Origin of the sequence: Streptomyces sp. NBC_01717 (assembly GCF_036248255.1) — a bacterium.
Taxonomy (GTDB): domain Bacteria; phylum Actinomycetota; class Actinomycetes; order Streptomycetales; family Streptomycetaceae; genus Streptomyces.
On sequence record NZ_CP109178.1, the window covers coordinates 4,178,795 to 4,196,914 of the forward strand.

Genomic DNA, 18,120 nt, shown 5'->3' on the forward strand with positions numbered 1-18,120 from the left:
CCGGCTCAGGAGCTCGGGGCCACCTTCGCCAGGCCGTTGATGATGCGGTCCATCGCGTCGCCGCCCGTCGGGTCGGTGAGGTTGGCCAGCATCTTCAGCGTGAACTTCATCAGCAGCGGGTGCGTCAGACCGCGCTGCGTGGCGATCTTCATGACCTTCGGGTTGCCGATCAGCTTCACGAAGGCCCGGCCCATCGTGTAGTAGCCGCCGTAGGTCTCCTTGAGGATCTTCGGGTAGTTGTGCAGCGCCAGTTCGCGCTGGGCCGGGGTCGCGCGGGCGTGCGCCTGGACGATGACGTCCGCGGCGATCTGGCCCGACTCCATGGCGTATGCGATGCCTTCGCCGTTGAACGGGTTGACCATGCCGCCCGCGTCACCGACGAGCAGCAGACCCTTGGTGTAGTGCGGCTGGCGGTTGAAGGCCATCGGGAGCGCGGCGCCGCGGATCGGGCCCGTCATGTTCTCCTCGGTGTAGCCCCAGTCGGCGGGCATCGAGGCGCACCATGCCTTGAGGACCTCGCGCCAGTCCAGCTCCTTGAACGCGGACGACGAGTTGAGGATGCCGAGGCCGACGTTGGAAGTGCCGTCGCCCATGCCGAAGATCCAGCCGTAGCCGGGCAGCAGCCGGTCCTGGGGGCCGCGCCGGTCCCACAGTTCCAGCCAGGACTCCAGGTAGTCGTCTTCGTGCCGCGGCGAGGTGAAGTACGTACGCACCGCCACACCCATCGGGCGGTCCTCGCGGCGGTGCAGGCCCATGGCGAGCGACAGCCGGGTGGAGTTGCCGTCGGCGGCGACGACGAGCGGAGCGTGGAAGGTGACCGGGGTCTTCTCCTCGCCGAGCTTCGCGTTCACTCCGGTGATGTGGCCGGTGCGCCCGTCGACGATCGGGGCGCCGACGTTGCAGCGCTCGTACAGCCGCGCGCCCGCCTTCTGCGCCTGGCGGGCCAGCTGCTCGTCGAAGTCGTCGCGCTTGCGGACCAGACCGTAGTCCGGGTACGAGGCGAGGTCCGGCCAGTCCAGCTGGAGGCGGACGCCGCCGCCGATGATGCGCAGACCCTTGTTGCGCAGCCAGCCGGCCTCTTCGGAGATGTCGATGCCCATGGAGACGAGCTGCTTGGTGGCTCGCGGGGTGAGGCCGTCGCCGCACACCTTCTCGCGCGGGAAGGCGGTCTTCTCCAGCAGGAGAACGTCGAGTCCGGCCTTGGCGAGGTAGTACGCGGTCGTGGAGCCGGCTGGGCCCGCCCCGACGACGATCACATCCGCGCTGTGTTCGGAGAGGGGCTCGGTCACGGTCGGATCTCCCGAAGACTCGAAATCGCGTGCCGTGCGGCACATGTCCCGTGCAGTCTATGGGGGCCTGCTGATCAACCTTCCGAAGGGCTCCCCGATGCCCTCTGCCGCCCCCTCCGTGCAGCTGCGGTGCAGTGCCTCCGGCCGGCGCTGAAAGCGTGACGAGCAGGATCAGTCGAGGTCGTTGAGCATCCAGGTGGACAGGGCGGTGTCGAAGATCTGCCGGGCGTCCGACCAGTAGCGGTCGCGCTCGGTGGTGTAGATCGCGTACTCGGTGCCGTCGTCGGCGATGTAGCTCTGGTCGATGGCGTGGATGGTCTCGCCGCTCTGCTTGTCCTCGTACGTGTACTCCCAGATCGCGCCCTGGAATCCCTGGAAGGTGTTGGCACCGAGCTGCAGCCGCAGGTAGTTCTTCTGGTTGGCGTCGGCGGTCCGCTCCAGGTTCCGGAAGTTCTCGTACGAGGTGTACGGGGCGTTGCGGATGACGCCGACCTTCAGCTCGGCCCGGCCGGTGGAACCCGCGTACGTGATCTGGTGGTTCCTCTCGCTCTCCCGGTCCCACTGGACCGGAACGGCGAAGGAGAAGCCGGCACTGTCGGAGACCATCCGGTAGCCGCCGGGGACGGTGGGCGCGGCAGGGGGCGCGGTCGCGGACGCGGTGGGGGACGTGGTCGGTACCGGCGTCGGGGACGGCGTCGGGCCGGCTTCGGGGGGCGCGCTGTCACTGCTCCCGGACGCCGCGGGCTTGTTGTCCTCGGCGGCCGCCGCGGGCGGCTGCCGGCTGTCGCTCTTGTCGCTCTTGAGGAACAGGACTCCGGCGGTGATCCCGCCGCCCAGCACGACGGCTGCGACGAGGGTCACGCTCCAGACGACGACGGAGCGCCTACGGGCGGCGGTGGCGGCCGCTGCGGTGGCCGCCACAGCTGGGCCGAGATGTACGGTCCGCGGATCGTACGGGGGGTACGGGGTGGGCTGGGGAGTGGCCGTGGGGACGGTTGTGGGCGGCGTCTGCGCCGGGGGGGTCCAGACGGGAGGCCGAGGCTGCGTGCCCGGGCCCCACGCCGGCGCCGGAGCCGTCGTGCCGGCCGGACGCCCCACCAGCCGCAGCAGATGCGGCGCCACCAGCACCGCTCCCCCCACCCACAGCAGCCCGAAGAGCAGCGCGTCCGGCACGCTCGGGGCGATCTCCGCCATGCCCTGACCGCCCACCCCGGCGACATCGCCCGAGAGCTCCGCGGACACCCCGCTCAACCCGGTGAGCAGCAGATACAGCACGAGGAACAGTCCGCCGGCGATGGCCTGTTCGCGCCGGTCCACCGAGCGGCGGGCGGCCGACACACCGACGTACAGCGCACAGACGACGCCGATCAGCACCGCACCGGCCACCGCCCACCCGTTCACCGCGTCGCCCAACTCGGAGAGTCCGAAGCCGCCGTGCTCCATCCCGGAGCCGAACCAGCCGAACTCGCCCCGCACGTCGTACTCGACCGGGGCGCCCCAGCTCACCCCGAGCACCGCCAGACCGATGTTGGGCAGCACCGGCAGTGTGAGCAGCATGGCCGTGCCGTCCACCCCGTCGACGTTGGCGTACGCGATGAACCCGATCAGCGCGCAGAGCGCGATGACCGCGCCGAGTGCCCGGACCGCCGTGCCCGTCGCACGGACCACGGCATGCGCGGCAGGGCGCTGCGCCAGCCACTGGGCCGCCGCGTCCTGTTGCAGGACGCCGCCGGTGACGAGCAGCGAGAGCACGAGCGCGCCGAGCGCCGCGAGCAGCGGGGAGGACGAGACCGACACCCCGGCGATGTCCGGCTGGGCGAACAGTCCGAGGACCAGGATCGCGCCGGTGACCAGGGCACTGATCCGCACCGCCGCCTCCATGCCGCCGCCCTGCTTGCGGGCCGCCCGGGCGGCGAGCAGCAGCGCACCGACCCAGAGCACGGTGACGGTGAGCGGTACGAGGGAGAGCGTGGCGCCGGCCTGTCCGGCGGTCCCGTAGCCGGCGCCGAACGCGTCGGAGCCCCCGGATCCGTCGGAACCGGAGCCGTACGGCGAGCCCGGCCCCGCCGCCCGGACCTCGAAGCCGCCGCCGAACGCCTGGAGCAGCATGGCGAGCGCGATCCGCAGGCGGTCGCTCCAGCCGACGACGACGTCGTCGCCCTGACCGTACGAGGGGATGGCCAGCGCCACCGCGAGCGCCAGGATCAGCCCGGTCGGCCAGGCGGCCGCCTTCAGCGACCCCGCCCAGTCGCCGCGCATCGCCCGGCCGAGGAACTCCCCGGCGGGCGACGGCCGGACGGGTGCGTAACCGGGCGGGGGTGCGTAACCGGGCGGCGGGCCCATCGGCGGCAGCGCGGGAGGAACCGGGTCCCCTGCTCCCGCCGCGGTCGGCTGTTCTCGCCCGCATTTCATGCAGAAACGCGCCCCTTCGGGCGCGGCGGTTCCGCAGTGCGGGCAGTAGGACGGCGGCATGGGCGGACTCCGGCGCAGCGACGGGGACACAGAGAACCGGTGACACACGGGAACGGAGAAAACGCGTGCCGTATCAACGGACACATCTTCCCGCCCACCGGTTCCCGCATTCACCGAACCCGGCAACTTCCGTCCGACGAAAGGGCTCGTCCCGGTTCATCGCGGCCGCGCCGCCTCCGGACCGCCTCGGCACCGCCGCGTCCCGACCGCCGCAGGCGTCAGGGGCGTACGCCCCGGTGCAGTGCCACCACACCGCCGGTGAGATTGCGCCAGGCCACCTTCGACCAGCCGGCCTTCTGCAGCAGCTGGGCGAGCCCGGACTGGTCGGGCCAGGCGCGGATGGACTCGGCGAGATAGACGTACGCGTCGGGGTTGGACGAGACGGCACGCGCGACCGGCGGCAGTGCCCGCATCAGGTACTCGGTGTAGACCGTGCGGAACGGCGCCCAGGTCGGCTGCGAGAACTCGCAGATCACCACGCGGCCGCCCGGCTTGGTCACCCGGTACAGCTCGCGCAGCGCCGTATCCGTGTCCTGGACGTTGCGCAGCCCGAAGGAGATGGTCACCGCGTCGAACGTCTCGTCGCGGAACGGCAGCTTCGTGGCGTCGCCCGCGGTGAACGGCAGCCAGGAGTGCCGCTTCTTGCCCACCTGGAGCATCCCGACGGAGAAGTCGCACGGCACGACGTACGCACCGGTCGCGGCGAACGGGAGCGAGGACGTCGCCGTGCCCGCGGCCAGGTCGAGGACCTTCTCCGCCGGGCGGGCGTGCACCGCCTTCGCGACCTCCTTGCGCCACAGCCGTGCCTGGCCGAGCGACAGCACATCGTTGGTGAGGTCGTAGTTCGCCGCCACGTCGTCGAACATCGAGGCGACTTCGTGCGGCTGCTTGTCCAGGGATGCTCGGGTCACCCACCCATTCAAGCAGCCCGGCCGGCGGCGCCTCGCGCCGGTCGGCACCCGGGCCCGCCGGAAGTCGGCTTCGACCTTGTGGAAGTGCCCGGGGGCCGGGCAGCCCGCGCCAGCGGTGATGCGGCAGAGCAACGGGCTGAGGGGGGCGTCGCCGATGCGTGGCCGTACACGGCCGCAGGCGCGTACGTACGTGGCCCGTCCGTCCCCTGACGGAGCGGAGCCCCGGATACCACCGGTCGGCGCACCGCCCCGGTCACCGCCGCCGGTACACCAGCCGCCCGCCCAGCACCGTGGCCACACACGTCCCCGCGCCCGCCGCGCAGAGCCCCGCCTCGTCCGGTACGTCGAAGACCGCGAGGTCGGCGCGGCCGCCGACGATGAGCGGGCCGTGGGCCGAGCCGGGCAGGTCGTGCCCCTCCGCGAACGGGTCCGGGCTCGGTTCGCCGATGAGGATGCCGGGGGCACCGACGGCCGAGACCTCCGTCAGACCCGAGCGGGCGACGGCGGTGCGCACGGCCGGGTCGTGGAACCGGCCCGCGAGGTGCGTGGTCCCGTACCGCAGCATCTGCTGCAGCCCGCGCCGAACGCTGCCCGCCCGCCGCGTCGCGTCCATCCCGGCGGCCAGCCGCTCGAACTCCTCGCCCCACAACGGCCGGTCGCCGAGCTGGTCCGCCTCGCGCGGGTCGGGGTGGTAGCAGCGGGTGAGCAGCCAGAGGCCGTGCCACTGCCGCAGACCGGGGGTGATGACGCCGGGCCACTGGCGGACACGGGCCGTCGGGTGGGTGGCCATGACGTCGTCGTACGGGCCGAGGGCGACGATCCGGTCGCCGTCCACGCCCACCGCGCCCTGCCGGACGGCAGCCGCGCCGACCGGAAGCACCAGCGGCGCGGCATGAACGGTCAGCAATGCGGCCTCAGTTGGCGCTCAGGAGCTTCAGCTCCGGATGCGCGGTGCCGCCCTCGATCGCGGTGGAGGAGATGTGCGAGACGACGCGCTCGTCGACCGGGTCGTTCGCCGGGTCGTCGTGGACGACGAGGTGCTCGTACGTCGTGGCGCGCTGCGCCGGGACGCGGCCGGCCTTGCGGATCAGGTCGATGATCTCCAGCCGGTTGGAGCGGTGCTTGGCACCCGCCGAGGAGACGACGTTCTCCTCCAGCATGATCGACCCGAGGTCGTCGGCGCCGTAGTGCAGCGACAGTTGGCCGACCTCCTTGCCGGTGGTCAGCCAGGAGCCCTGGATGTGCGCGACGTTGTCGAGGAAGAGCCGGGCGATGGCGATCATCCGCAGGTACTCGAAGAGCGTGGCCTGCGTCCGGCCCTTCAGGTGGTTGTTCTCCGGCTGGTACGTGTACGGGATGAACGCGCGGAAGCCACCCGTCCGGTCCTGTACGTCGCGGATCATCCGCAGGTGCTCGATGCGCTCGGCGTTGGTCTCGCCGGTGCCCATCAGCATGGTGGAGGTGGACTCGACACCGAGCCGGTGCGCCGCCTCCATGATCTCCAGCCAGCGCTCGCCGGACTCCTTGAGCGGGGCGATCGCCTTGCGCGGCCGGGCCGGCAGCAGCTCGGCCCCGGCTCCCGCGAAGGAGTCGAGACCGGCGGAGTGGATCCGCTGGATGGCCTCCTCGACGGAGACCTTGGAGATCCGGGCCATGTGCTCGACCTCGGAGGCGCCCAACGAGTGGATCACCAGCTGCGGGAACGCCTTCTTGATCGCGGAGAAGTGCTCCTCGTAGTACTCGACGCCGTAGTCCGGGTGGTGTCCGCCCTGGAACATGATCTGCGTGCCGCCGAGTTCGACGGTCTCCGCGCAGCGGCGCAGGATGTCGTCGAGGTCGCGGGACCAGCCCTTGGCGGTGTCCTTCGGTGCTGCGTAGAAGGCGCAGAACTTGCAGGCCGTGACGCACACGTTGGTGTAGTTGATGTTGCGCTCGATGATGTACGTCGCGATGTGCTCCGTACCGGCGTAACGACGGCGGCGCGCGGCGTCCGCGGCCGCACCCAGTGCGTGCAGCGGCGCCGACCGGTAGAGGTCGAGTGCCTCCTCCGGAGTGATCCGCCCGCCCTCGGCGGCTCGGTCGAGGATGGGCTGGAGGTCGGCCTTCTCGGTCACCGGGCTGTCACCTTTCGGCGGTTTTTCAACGGATCTACGGACCGCTTCAGCCTACGCCAGCCCCTGTCGGCGTCAGCGGCCGGACCGGCTGAGCGTGCCGTACGGCAGGCCCGCGCCCCTCTCCTCGGACCTGAAGCGCAGTGTTCCGTCGCCGGCCAGGGTGAACAGGACGTCGGTGGTGGTGCTCGTGCACAGCCCGGCGGTGCTGGGACGGTCCGGATCGGTGCGCTCCCGGAGCGTCAGTTCCTTGGCGGTGCCCGAGGAGAGCCGGGCGATGCTGTTGCAGCTGACGGTCACTCCGAGGGTGGAGACCGTGGTCTTCATACGGACGACGTCCGTGCCTTTCTCCCCCTCGGTGAACACGGCGGTGAGGGTGCCGTGCGGTTGTCCGGTGGTCTTCTCGGTCAGCGGCCCCTTCCAGGTGCCGACGAACGCCTTCGGCAGTGCGGCGACCTGGTAGGCGCCGCCCTCGTCCGTCGGGGTCGACGGCCGGGAGGCGGACGTGGTGGGCGCGGGCTGGGCGACGCCGTCGTGCCCCCCGGCGTCGCCGCCACCGCTGCCCGGCAGCAGATCGAAGAGGAAGGCGCTGCCCACGGTCACGGCGGCGAGCGCGCCCGCCACCGCGAGGGCGACGGTGCAACTGAGCCTGCGGCCGCGGTTCCGGTCGGGACGGGCCGGCCCGGAGTCGGCGCCGACGGTGAGGGAGAAGCGGGGTTCGGGGGTACGGGGGCCGGGCAGCCCGGTCGAGTTGTCCCCGGCGCTCCCCGCCGGCTGATGCGCCCGAGGAGGGAAGGCCGGCTCGATCGGCGGCCCGAACACCCCGAGCGCACCGCCGGTCCGGCCCCCGGCCTGTGCCTCGTTGCCACCCGGTGTCCCGTCGGCCTGGCCGTCGAGGAACGCATTGCTGAACGGCACCGGCCCCGACTGCACGGGCGCGTCCTGCGGCTCCAGGTCCAGCAGTGCCACCGCGGCCCGGCTGAGCTCCCGCACCAGGGTGCCGGGCAGCCAGCCCGCCGCCACCCGCGCGGCCGCCCCGTCCGGAGCCAGCCGCCGGGCCAGTTCCGAAGGGGTGGGCCGGAGCGCCGGGTCCTTCGCCAGGCACGCGGCGATCACCTCCCGCAGCTCACCCTCGATCTCGCCCAGCTCCGGTTCCTCGTGCACCACCTTGTAGAGGAGCACCGCCGAGGAGTCGCCGAGGAAGGGTGCGAGGCCCGTCGCCGCGTACGCGAGCACCGCGCCGAGCGAGAACATGTCGGCCGCACCCGAGATGGCCAGGCCCCGGATCTGCTCCGGTGCCATGTAGCCGGGCGAGCCGACCGAGACGCCGGTGGAGGTGAGCGAGGCGGTGGCGTCGATGGCACGGGCGATACCGAAGTCGATCAGGCGGGGGCCGTCCAGGGCGAGCAGCACGTTGGACGGCTTCACATCGCGGTGGATGAGTCCCTGCCCGTGCACGGCCGCCAGCGCCTCCGCGAGTCCGGCGCCCAGGGTCCGTACCGACTGTTCGGGCAGCGGCCCGTGCTCGGCGACCGCCCCCGACAGCGGCGGCCCGGCGACATAGCCGGTGGCCACCCACGGCACGGGCGCGTCCGGATCGGCGTCCAGGACAGGTGCCGTCCACTGCGCCCCGATCCGCCGCGCCGCGTCCACCTCGAGACGGAACCGGGCCCGGAACTGCTCGTCGAGCGCGAAGTGCGGATGGACGACCTTGACCGCGACGGTGCGTCCCCCCGCGCTGCGCCCCAGATAGACCCGGCCCATGCCGCCCGCACCGAGCCTGCCGAGCAGACGGTAGGCGCCGATGGTGAGCGGCTCGCCGGCTTCCAGCGGCTGCATATGGACTCCCCCTGTGGACCGGCCGGACCTCCGACCGAAGCCTAGGGGGCGAAGGTCATGCGGTCACAGAGAAACCATCCGCCGATTTCGCCCCTATGGGAACGAACAGCGGTTTTCGACACAGCAAAAGGCGCGAATGTGTCGTTCACTCGAACGATTCCTGCACTCAACCGGGACTCACCCCGGAAGCCATCCGCTATTCGGATACGGCGTGCGGGGTGGCCGGTCGCGGCATTCACCGGAAGGGAATCCCAGAGAGGGAATCCCCCGGACCGGGCAATAAATACCGGGCTATAAATAACGCCGGAGCGGGCGGGGCGGGCGGGAAGGACAGAGGAAGGTTCAGGATTCACCCATTGCCCGGCCCTTTCCCGTCCGCACGGATCAGTGGTCGAGCAGCTCGACGTTCACATCCGCCGGGAAGCCGCTCGTCGGTCCCGTCCGGCGCGCGAACTCCCGTACACCCTCCAGCTGCGCCGCACCGAAGCGGAAGTCCAGCGTCGTGAAGTACCGCTCCAGCAGTTCCGCGTCGAAGACCTCCCACCGCGCCGCGGTCTCCGAGACCTTGGTGACCTCTTCCAGGGAAAGGTCACGCGAGGCGATGAACGCCCGGTGGACCTCGTTCACCATGGCCGGGTGGGCGGCCAGGTAGTCCTTGCGGGCCGCCCAGACAGCGAAGACGAACGGCAGCCCCGTCCACTCCTTCCACATCTGTCCGAGGTCGTGGACCTGCAGGCCGAGCCGCGGCGCGTCGTGCAGCGAGGCACGCAGCGCGGCGTCACCGATGAGCACGGCGGCGTCCGCCTCCTGCATCATCAGGCCGAGGTCGGGCGGGCAGGTGTAGTAGTCCGGCGACACCTCGTAACGCTCGGCGAGCAGCAGTTGGGCGAGGCGTACCGAGGTGCGCGAGGTGGAGCCGAGCGCTACCCGGGCACCGTCGAGCTCCTCCAGCGGCCGCTGGGAGACGATCACGCATGACATGACGGGTCCGTCGCAGCCGACCGCGATGTCCGGGAAGGCCACGAGCTGATCGGCGTTGCGCAGGTACTCGACCAGGGTGATGGGGCCGATGTCGAGGTCACCGCGGACCAGCTGCTCGCTGAGCTTCTCCGGGGTGTCCTTCGACAGCTCCAGGTCGAGCAGGGTTCCGGTCCGTGCCAGGCCCCAGTAGAGGGGGAGACAGTTCAGGAACTGGATGTGGCCGACGCGCGGCCTGCTGCGACGGTCGTCGCCTGCTGCGAGAGAGACGGTTGAATTGTCCACATCGCGAGGCTAGACCCGCGCGGGGAGCCCGGTGCCACCGGGGCTCGGAGGCTCACCCGATCCCGCTCTCCGGACCGCCACGGACCGCTCCGCGACCACGCCCCGGCCGCCTCCCGAGCACCCCCGGGCCCCTATGTTCGTCAGCTCATCGGCACGGCTATCAAACGTCCGAGTGAAGTGATCTTTCCCTCTACCCCTCCGCACATGCTGCATGCTAGGCTCATCGCCAAGTTGCAGTTTGGTTTCCCTTGCAGTACAGAGCCTGCGGAGCATGTAACCCGCAGGCTTTTGTAGTTTTCAGACTTCTTTGCAGGTTCTGGAGCAGGGCAACCCTTTGGCCCAAGGAGGGCTTATGGCTACCGGAACCGTCAAGTGGTTCAACGCTGAAAAGGGCTTCGGCTTCATCGCCCAGGACGGCGGCGGCCCGGATGTCTTCGTTCACTACTCCGCGATCAACGCGTCCGGGTTCCGCTCCCTCGAGGAGAACCAGGTCGTGAACTTCGACGTCACTCAGGGGCCGAAGGGCCCGCAGGCTGAGAACGTCACCCCGGCCTAGTTGCCCGGGTCGGCCGATCGCGGCCGGCATGCATTACCCAAGGAGCCCCGCTCCTCCGCTTCGGCGGGGAACGGGGCTCCTGCCTTTTGCCGCCCCGCCGCGGTGCCGGCGCCACGTACGAGGGGCTTGACCTTGACACCGTGTGAGGCCGTGCACTGGGAGACATCATGTTCACCATCGGAGACTTCGCCAGGTACGGACGGGTGTCGGCCCGGATGCTGCGTCACTACGACGCCATCGGGCTTCTGCCTCCCGACCGTACCGACCCCGCCACCGGCTACCGCTTCTACGGTGCCGCCCAGCTCGCTCGCCTCAACCGCATCATCGCGCTGAAGGATCTCGGCTTCACGCTCCAGCAGGTGCAGGCCGTTCTCGACGACCAGGTCGGCCCCGAGGAGTTGCGCGGAATGCTGCGGCTGCGGCAGGTGGAGCTGGAGGCTGCCATGGCGGCAGCGGCGGCGCGGCTGGCGCAGGTCGAGGCGAGGCTCCGGTCGATCGAGAGCGAGGGGCACATGCCCGCTGACGAGGTTGTGGTCAAGAACGTTCCGGCCGTACGCGTGGCGGAACTGACCGGGACGGCGGTGAGCTATCAGCCGCAGGACATCACGCCGGTGATCGGACCGCTGTACGACCGGTTGTTCCCGCTGCTGGAGGCGGCCGGGATCAGGCCCACCGGACCCGGTGTCGCACGGTACGAGGACGCACCGGACGGCAACGGCACGATCGTCGTGCACGCCGGAGTGACGGTTTCGGTGCCGGTCGGTCCGGTCGGCGACACCGGTGTAACGGTGCTGGAGCTGCCCGCGTTCGAGGCGGCGACCATCGTCCACCGCGGCTCGATGGACGGGGTCCTGATCACCGAGCAGACGCTGGCCCGCTGGCTGGACGCCAACGGATACCGGTCGCTCGGCTACACCCGGGAGATCAATCTGGAGTGCCCCGAGGACAAGGACAAGTGGGTGACCGAGCTCCAGGAGCCGGTGGCCAGGGCCTGACCACGGCACGCGGGGCCCGCCGGAGACGGTTGGCCCCGTGCCGTACCACCCGCCGGCGGGGTCTCTGTGCGCTACGCCCCGGGCCCCGCCCACAGCCCGTCGGCCGTGAGCCCCAGAAGGTCGATCGCGTTGCGGCGCACGATCCGGTCCACCACGTCCGGGTCCAGGTGTCCCATCTGCGCCTCGCCGACCTCGCGGGATTTCGGCCAGGTCGAGTCCGAGTGCGGGTAGTCCGTCTCGTACAGCACGTTCCCGACGCCGATCGCGTCCAGGTTCTTCAGCCCGAAGGCGTCGTCGAAGAAGCACCCGTACACATGCTCCGTGAACAGTTCCGACGGCGGCCGGTGCACCTTGTCGGCGACCCCGCCCCAGGCCCGGTTCTCCTCCCAGACCACGTCGGCGCGTTCCAGGATGTACGGGATCCAGCCGATCTGACCCTCCGCGTACATGATCCGGAGGTTCGGGAAGCGTTCGAACTTGCCGCTCATCAGCCAGTCGACCATCGAGAAGCAGCAATTGGCGAAGGTGATCGTGGAACCGACCGCGGGCGGGGCATCGGCCGAGGTGGACGGCATCTTCGAGGAGGAGCCGATGTGCATCGCGATCACGGTGCCCGTCTCGTCACAGGCCCGCAGGAACGGATCCCACTCGTCCGTATGTATCGACGGAAGGCCGAGATGTGGGGGTATCTCGGAGAACGCGACGGCTCGCACCCCGCGCGCGGCGTTCCGCCGGACCTCGTCGGCGGCGAGCTGCGCGTCCCACAGCGGGACGAGGGTGAGCGGGATCAGCCGGCCCCCCGCCTCGGGGCCGCACCACTCCTCGACCATCCAGTCGTTGTACGCGCGCACGCCGAGCAGTCCGAGTTCGCGGTCCTTCGCCTCGGTGAACGTCTGGCCGCAGAACCGCGGGAAGGTCGGGAAGCAGAGCGCGGACTGGACATGGTTGATGTCCATGTCGGCGAGCCGGTCCGGCACCGAGAACGAGCCCGGACGCATCTGCTCGTACGTGATGATTTCGAGCTTGATCTCGTCCCTGTCGTAGCCGACCGAGGTGTCGAGCCGGGTGAGCGGCCGGTGCAGATCCTCGTACACCCACCAGTCGCCGATCGGGCCGTCGTCGCCCTTTGCACCCATGACCGGTGCGAACTTGCCGCCCATGAAGGTCATTTCCTTCAACGGGGCACGGACGATGCGCGGGCCGCGGTCGAGGTACTTGGACGGGAGCCGGTCCCGCCAGACATGAGCGGGCTCCACCGTGTGGTCGTCCACCGAGATGATCTTCGGGAAGGTCTCCATGCGTATCACGGTAGCGCTGATCTGACGAACCGTCAGCTATCTTCACCGGGGCCCCGTTCCAGATCGTTGTCGAGGGCTTGTGCAGAGAGTCACCCACTGCTGACGTGTCCGCCCATAACAAGGCAGACTGTTGAGCGCGATAGCAACGGTAGGGCGCAATCCGGATCCACCCGGCGCACATGGGTGCACCGGCGGGCATACCGAGCAACAGCACCAGCGTGACCGGCAGGACCGGCGGGGCGAGCAGGACAGGGGGCATCAATGGACCGTGACAACGGGCCACGCGTGCGTGTTCCGGAGCAGCGGGCTCCGCAGCAGCAGACGGCCGACACCGACCTCCGCTTCGCCGTACTCGGACCGGTACGCGCCTGGCGGGGCGGCGAACCGCTGCCCTCCGGCTCACCGCAGCAGCGAGCCCTGTTGACCGCCCTGCTCCTGCGCGACGGCCGCACGGCCACCGCCGCCGAACTCATCGACGCCATCTGGGGTGAGGAGCCGCCGTCCCAGGCGCTCGCCGCCGTACGGACATATGCTTCCCGACTGCGCAAGATCCTCGACCCGGACACGCTGGTCAGCAACGCCGGCGGATACGCGATACGGACCCGGCCCGACGCGCTCGACCTCACGGCGGCGCAGGAGCTGGCCGCGGACGCGGAGAAGGCGCGGGCCGGCGGCGACCGCGCCCGGGCCCGCGGCCTGTTCAACGAGGCACTGGCGCTGTGGGACGGCGAACCGCTGGCCTCCGTCCCGGGGCCGTACGCCGAGAACCAGCGCACCCGGCTGGAGGAGTGGCGGCTCCAGCTCACCGAGACCCGGCTCGACCTCGACCTTGAGCTCGGCTGCCACGCGGAGGCCGTCTCCGAACTGACCGCGCTCACCGCGGCGCACCCGCTGCGGGAGCGGCTGCGCGAATTGCTGATGATCGCCCTGTACCGCAGCGGCCGTCAGGCGGAAGCGCTCGCCGTGTACGCCGACACGCGACGGCTGCTCGCCGACGAACTCGGGGTGGACCCGCGCCCGGAGCTCTCGCAGCTCCAGCAGCGGATCCTGCAGGCCGACGAGGAACTGGCCCACTCGGCCGACGAGGCGGCACCCGCGCCCGCGGCCGTCCGCCCGGCCCAGCTCCCGGCCACGGTTCCGGACTTCACCGGCCGCGCCTCCTTCGTACGCGAACTGGGCAACCGGCTGGCGACGGCCGAGGGTTCGGTCATGGCCGTGTCGGCGCTGGCGGGTATCGGCGGCGTCGGCAAGACGACCCTGGCCGTGCACGTCGCGCATCAGGCCCGCCCGCACTTCCCGGACGGCCAGCTGTACGTCGACCTGCAGGGCGCGGGCGCACGGGCCGCCGAACCGGAAACGGTCCTGGGCGCCTTCCTGCGGGCGCTCGGCACCGCGGACTCGGCGATCCCCGACTCCCTGGACGAACGGGCCGCGCTCTACCGCTCCACGCTCGACGGCCGCCGCATCCTGGTCCTCCTGGACAACGCCCACGACGCGGCCCAGATCCGCCCGTTGCTCCCCGGCACGGCGGGCTGCGCGGCGCTGGTCACGAGCCGCGTCCGCATGGTCGACCTCGCGGGCGCGCACCTGGTGGACCTCGATGTGATGTCACCCGAGGAGGCGCTCCAGCTCTTCACCCGTATCGTCGGCGAGGAACGGGTCAACTCGGAGCGCGAGGCGGCCCTGGACGTGGTGGCCGCGTGCGGCTTCCTCCCCCTCGCCATCCGCATCGCCGCCTCCCGCCTGGCCGCCCGCCGCACGTGGACGGTCTCGGTCCTGGCGGCGAAGCTCGCCGACGAGCGCCGCCGCCTGGACGAACTCCAGGCGGGCGACCTGGCGGTGAAGGCCACATTCGAACTCGGCTACGGCCAACTGGAGCCGGCCCAGGCCCGCGCGTTCCGCCTGCTCGGCCTGGCGGACGGCCCGGACATCTCCCTTGCGGCAGCGGCGGCGCTGCTGAACCTGGAGGTGCATGCGGCGGAGGACCTGCTGGAGTCCTTGGTCGACACGAGCCTGCTGGAATCGGCGGCGCCGGGCAGGTACCGCTACCACGACCTGGTACGGCTCTACGCGCGTGCATGCGCGGAGCGGGACGAGCAGCCGCCGGTGGAACGAGAGTTGGCGCTGTCGCGACTGCTGGACTTCTACCTGGCCACGGCGGCGGGGGTGTACGCGCTGGAGCGGCCGGGGGAGCGCGTACTCGACCACTTCTCGCCCACCGAGTACCCCGGCCTGACTTTCCGCAACCGCGAATCCGCCTTGGACTGGCTCTTCGCCGAGTCGAGCGGACTTCTCGCGTGTGCACGCCAATCGGCCGGGATCGGCATGGCCGGCCGAGCCTCCGATCTCCTCATGGCGGCGGTGGACCTAGGCGAATCAGGCGCAAATTCACACCAGTTCGCCACAGCGGCAAAAGCGGTGAGCGAGGCGGCCGAGGCCGCCGGGGATGCCCAGGCGGAGGGGCGTGCACGCACCATGCTCACGCATGTGCACAGCGTCTCGGGACGGTTCGCCGATGCCGAGGCAGAGTCCCGGCGCGCTCTCGAGCTGGGTCGGCTCGCGGATGATCCGGTCTCCTTGGGACAGGCCCCGAACCAGCGGGGAATCATCGCCCTTTACGAGAACCGACACGCCGATGCTGAGAGCCACCTCACCGAGGCGCTGGCCGCCTTTCGGGCCGACGGCAATCGACCGGGCGAGGCGTCAGCGCTCTGCAACCTGTCCCGCGTCCACCTCGCCACAGGGAGAACGGCCAGCGCTGTAGATCTCGCGCAGCAAGGCGTCGGTATCTATGAGGCGGACGCCTCGGGTCTGGCGCTGCGCCTCGCCAACGGGAAGTACGCCTTGGGGCTTGCTCTCACTGGTACCGGCCAGACCGGCCGGGCGCAGGATGCGCTGACCGAGGCCATGTCCATATTCCGCGACAGCCGACAGCAGTTGTGGCACGGCATGACACTGTTCCGGCTGGCCCAGGTGCACCTCGCCATACGCCAGCCTGCCCACGCGGCATCGCATGCGGAGCAGGCGCTGGCTGTCCTGCGGGGCATCGGGGGCGAGTGGCGCCGCGCCAACATCCTCACCACACTCGGGCGCGGGCTCGCCGGCATAGGCCAGACGGACCGCGCGCAGGTCTGCTGGAACGAGGCCCTTTCGATCTTCGAGGAACTGAGCTCACCCGAGGCCAACTCCGTTCGCGATCTGCTGCATCCGGCTTCGGTTGCCCAAGCATCCTGACCGGCGTTCATCAATCGTTTATCGCCCCAAGGCACTCTCTTACTCATCGATCCGTCGCGTCGGGGGGCAGACGGATTGTCGAGTGGCCTCACCGCTAGGGTGAACGGCCCTGGAATGCCCGTCCGGCGATCCTCGGGGGAACCGCCGGGCGGGCTCATCCATCCGTAGCCATCACTTTTCAGGAGTTGAATCCCATGGCCGACAAGAGCGACATCCTCAAGCCGACGGACGCCCACGCCACCGGCGAGGAGATCACCACCCAGGACGCGCACGCCACCAGCGAGCCGCTCAAGCCGACGGACGCCCACGCCACCAGCGAGCCGGCCAAGCCGACGGACGCGCACGCCACCAGCGAGCCGGCCAACTAGATCTGACCCGCACGGGGAGCGGCCGCGGCGGCGCGGAGGGGGAGCCGTCGCGGCCGCTGCTTGTCCGCGCACCGTCAGTGCAGTCGAGTCAACGTTCGGCTGGTTCGCCACTGAGAGGTATCGCCCCCCTGTCACTCACCGCTGGCCGCCCCCGTGGGGGGCAGAAGTCTGACCAGTCAGGCACCCCCTACCCCCGCGCCCGCAGCTCCCCCTTCACCACCTTGCCGCTCGCGTTCCGCGGCAGTTCGTCCACGAACTCCACCGTCCTCGGGACCTTGTAGTTCGCCATCTCCCGCCTCGACCAGGCGATCAGGTCGTCGGCCGTCAGCGTCGCACCCGGGCGGCGGACCGCGTACGCCTTGCCGACCTCGCCGAGCCGCGGGTCCGCGATGCCGATCACCGCCACGTCGGCCACATCCGGGTGCAGCCCCAGGAGTTGTTCGATCTCCGCGGGATACGCGTTGAAGCCGCCGACGATGAACATGTCCTTGATCCGGTCCGTGATGCGCAGATTGCCCGCCGCGTCGAGGACGCCTATGTCACCCGTGTGGAGCCAGCCGTCCGAGGTGATGGTGGTGGCTGTGGTGCCGGGGTCCTCGAAGTAGCCCTGCATCACGTTGAAGCCCCGGACCAGGACCTCGCCGGGGGCGCCGGGGGCCGCCAGGACGCGGACCTCCGTGCCGGGGATCGCGCGGCCGGAGGTGGAGGAGATCACGTCGGGCCGGTCGCCGCGGCGGCACATGGTGACGATGCCGCTCGCCTCGGAGAGGCCGTATGCCGTGAGGACCGTCGCGATGCCCAGCTCCGTGCGCAGGCGTTCCACCAGTTGAAGGGGGACGACCGCCGCACCCGTCACCACCAGGCGCAGGGCCGAGAGGTCGTGCGCAGCCCGCGCCGGGTGGTCCAGCAGGGACTGGTGGAGGGTGGGTGGGCCGGGGAGGACCGAGATGCGTTCGGCGGCGATGTTCGCAAGGACCGTGTCCACGTTGAACACCGGCTGCGGCACCATCGTCGCGCCCCGCATCAGGCACGCGATGATGCCCGCCTTGTAGCCGAAGGTGTGGAAGAACGGGTTCACGATCAGATAGCGGTCGCCCTCGCGCAGGCCCGCCAGCTCGCTCCAGATCGCGTAGCAGCGCAGCGTCTGGGCGTGGGTGATCACGGCGCCTTTGGGGCGGCCCGTGGTGCCCGAGGTGTAGATGATGTCGGAGGGGGCGGAGGGGGCGATCGCGTCCGCTCGCGCCCACACCTCCGCCGGAGAGATCCGCTCGCCCGCCGCCAGGAAGTCCTTCCAGGTGACGTAGGACTCGGGGGCCGCGTCCGCCAGCACCACCACCCGTTCCAGGTCCGGGAGTTCCACCTCCGCCCGGCGCAGCGACGCCACGTAGGACGTGCCGAGGAACGTGCCGGTGACGAAGAGCAGCTTCGCGCGGCTGCGCTGCAGGATGTACGCCGCCTCCGTGCCCTTGAAGCGCGTGTTGAGCGGGACCAGGACCGCGCCGGCCGTGACCGCACCGAGCGCCGAGACGATCCAGTCCAGGGTGTTCGGCGCCCAGACCGCGACCCGGTCCCCCGGTTCCACGCCCGACGCCATGCACGCGGCGGCGGCTCGCTCGACGCGGTCGCCGAGTTCGGCGTACGAGATGCGGGAGCGGCCCTCGACGACCGCCTCCCGGCCCCCGTACCGCCACGCTGCCGTCCGTACCAGCCCCGGGATGCTGCCCCATTCCTCGTCGCCGCGCATCGCATGCCCTCCCGCCGAACCGCAATAGCTGACTAACCGT

At 70.7% G+C, this 18,120-nt stretch carries 13 protein-coding genes; 4 read left to right on the forward strand and 9 right to left on the reverse strand.

The window, feature by feature from the left end:
* Positions 1-5: 5 nt before the first annotated feature.
* The 7 genes from OHB49_RS18870 to OHB49_RS18900 form a co-directional block, all read right to left on the reverse strand.
* Positions 6-1,289 carry a geranylgeranyl reductase family protein gene (locus OHB49_RS18870; RefSeq protein ID WP_030975697.1) on the reverse strand — a complete coding sequence of 428 codons (1,284 nt, stop codon included), beginning with the start codon at positions 1,287-1,289 and terminating at the stop codon, positions 6-8.
* 171 nt (positions 1,290-1,460) lie between these two features.
* The gene (locus OHB49_RS18875; RefSeq protein WP_443079538.1) at positions 1,461-3,761 is read right to left on the reverse strand and encodes a zinc ribbon domain-containing protein; all 2,301 of its coding nucleotides are present in this window, start codon (positions 3,759-3,761) and stop codon (positions 1,461-1,463) included.
* A 218-nt stretch (positions 3,762-3,979) separates the two neighbouring features.
* Positions 3,980-4,672, reverse strand: a complete 693-nt coding sequence (locus tag OHB49_RS18880; protein ID WP_030926348.1) for a demethylmenaquinone methyltransferase — start codon at positions 4,670-4,672, stop codon at positions 3,980-3,982.
* A 253-nt stretch (positions 4,673-4,925) separates the two neighbouring features.
* On the reverse strand, positions 4,926-5,579 hold the full coding sequence (locus OHB49_RS18885) for an imidazolonepropionase-like domain-containing protein (RefSeq protein ID WP_329161656.1): 654 nt from the start codon (positions 5,577-5,579) through the stop codon (positions 4,926-4,928).
* Positions 5,580-5,586: 7 nt separating this feature from the next.
* Positions 5,587-6,786: a cyclic dehypoxanthinyl futalosine synthase gene (mqnC, locus tag OHB49_RS18890; RefSeq protein ID WP_329161659.1), complete on the reverse strand. Its 1,200-nt coding sequence runs from the start codon at positions 6,784-6,786 to the stop codon at positions 5,587-5,589.
* 72 nt (positions 6,787-6,858) lie between these two features.
* Positions 6,859-8,622 (reverse strand): serine/threonine-protein kinase, encoded by a 1,764-nt coding sequence (locus OHB49_RS18895; RefSeq protein ID WP_329161660.1) that lies wholly within the window; start codon positions 8,620-8,622, stop codon positions 6,859-6,861.
* 384 nt (positions 8,623-9,006) lie between these two features.
* The gene (locus tag OHB49_RS18900; protein ID WP_329161662.1) at positions 9,007-9,885 is read right to left on the reverse strand and encodes a menaquinone biosynthetic enzyme MqnA/MqnD family protein; all 879 of its coding nucleotides are present in this window, start codon (positions 9,883-9,885) and stop codon (positions 9,007-9,009) included.
* Between the two features lie 352 nt (positions 9,886-10,237).
* On the opposite strand from OHB49_RS18900, the gene OHB49_RS18905 reads away from it, so the two are divergent.
* The gene (locus tag OHB49_RS18905; protein WP_003967102.1) at positions 10,238-10,441 is read left to right on the forward strand and encodes a cold-shock protein; all 204 of its coding nucleotides are present in this window, start codon (positions 10,238-10,240) and stop codon (positions 10,439-10,441) included.
* Positions 10,442-10,608: 167 nt separating this feature from the next.
* Positions 10,609-11,436, forward strand: coding sequence for a MerR family transcriptional regulator (locus tag OHB49_RS18910; RefSeq protein WP_030975682.1), 828 nt, complete (start codon positions 10,609-10,611; stop codon positions 11,434-11,436).
* A 71-nt stretch (positions 11,437-11,507) separates the two neighbouring features.
* Here the strand turns inward: OHB49_RS18910 and OHB49_RS18915 are convergent, their stop codons facing one another.
* Entirely contained in the window at positions 11,508-12,734 is a 1,227-nt protein-coding gene (locus OHB49_RS18915; RefSeq protein ID WP_030975680.1) for an amidohydrolase family protein, read from the reverse strand.
* 261 nt (positions 12,735-12,995) lie between these two features.
* Here OHB49_RS18915 and OHB49_RS18920 point away from each other — a divergent pair, with 261 nt between their 5' ends.
* A complete protein-coding gene (locus tag OHB49_RS18920) occupies positions 12,996-15,968 on the forward strand; it encodes an AfsR/SARP family transcriptional regulator (protein ID WP_329161666.1) in 2,973 nt (990 codons plus the stop codon).
* 194 nt (positions 15,969-16,162) lie between these two features.
* Entirely contained in the window at positions 16,163-16,336 is a 174-nt protein-coding gene (locus tag OHB49_RS18925; protein WP_329161668.1) for a hypothetical protein, read from the forward strand.
* A 187-nt stretch (positions 16,337-16,523) separates the two neighbouring features.
* On the opposite strand, the gene OHB49_RS18930 is transcribed toward OHB49_RS18925, so the two are convergent.
* Entirely contained in the window at positions 16,524-18,080 is a 1,557-nt protein-coding gene (locus OHB49_RS18930) for a FadD3 family acyl-CoA ligase (protein ID WP_329161670.1), read from the reverse strand.
* Positions 18,081-18,120: the final 40 nt, after the last annotated feature.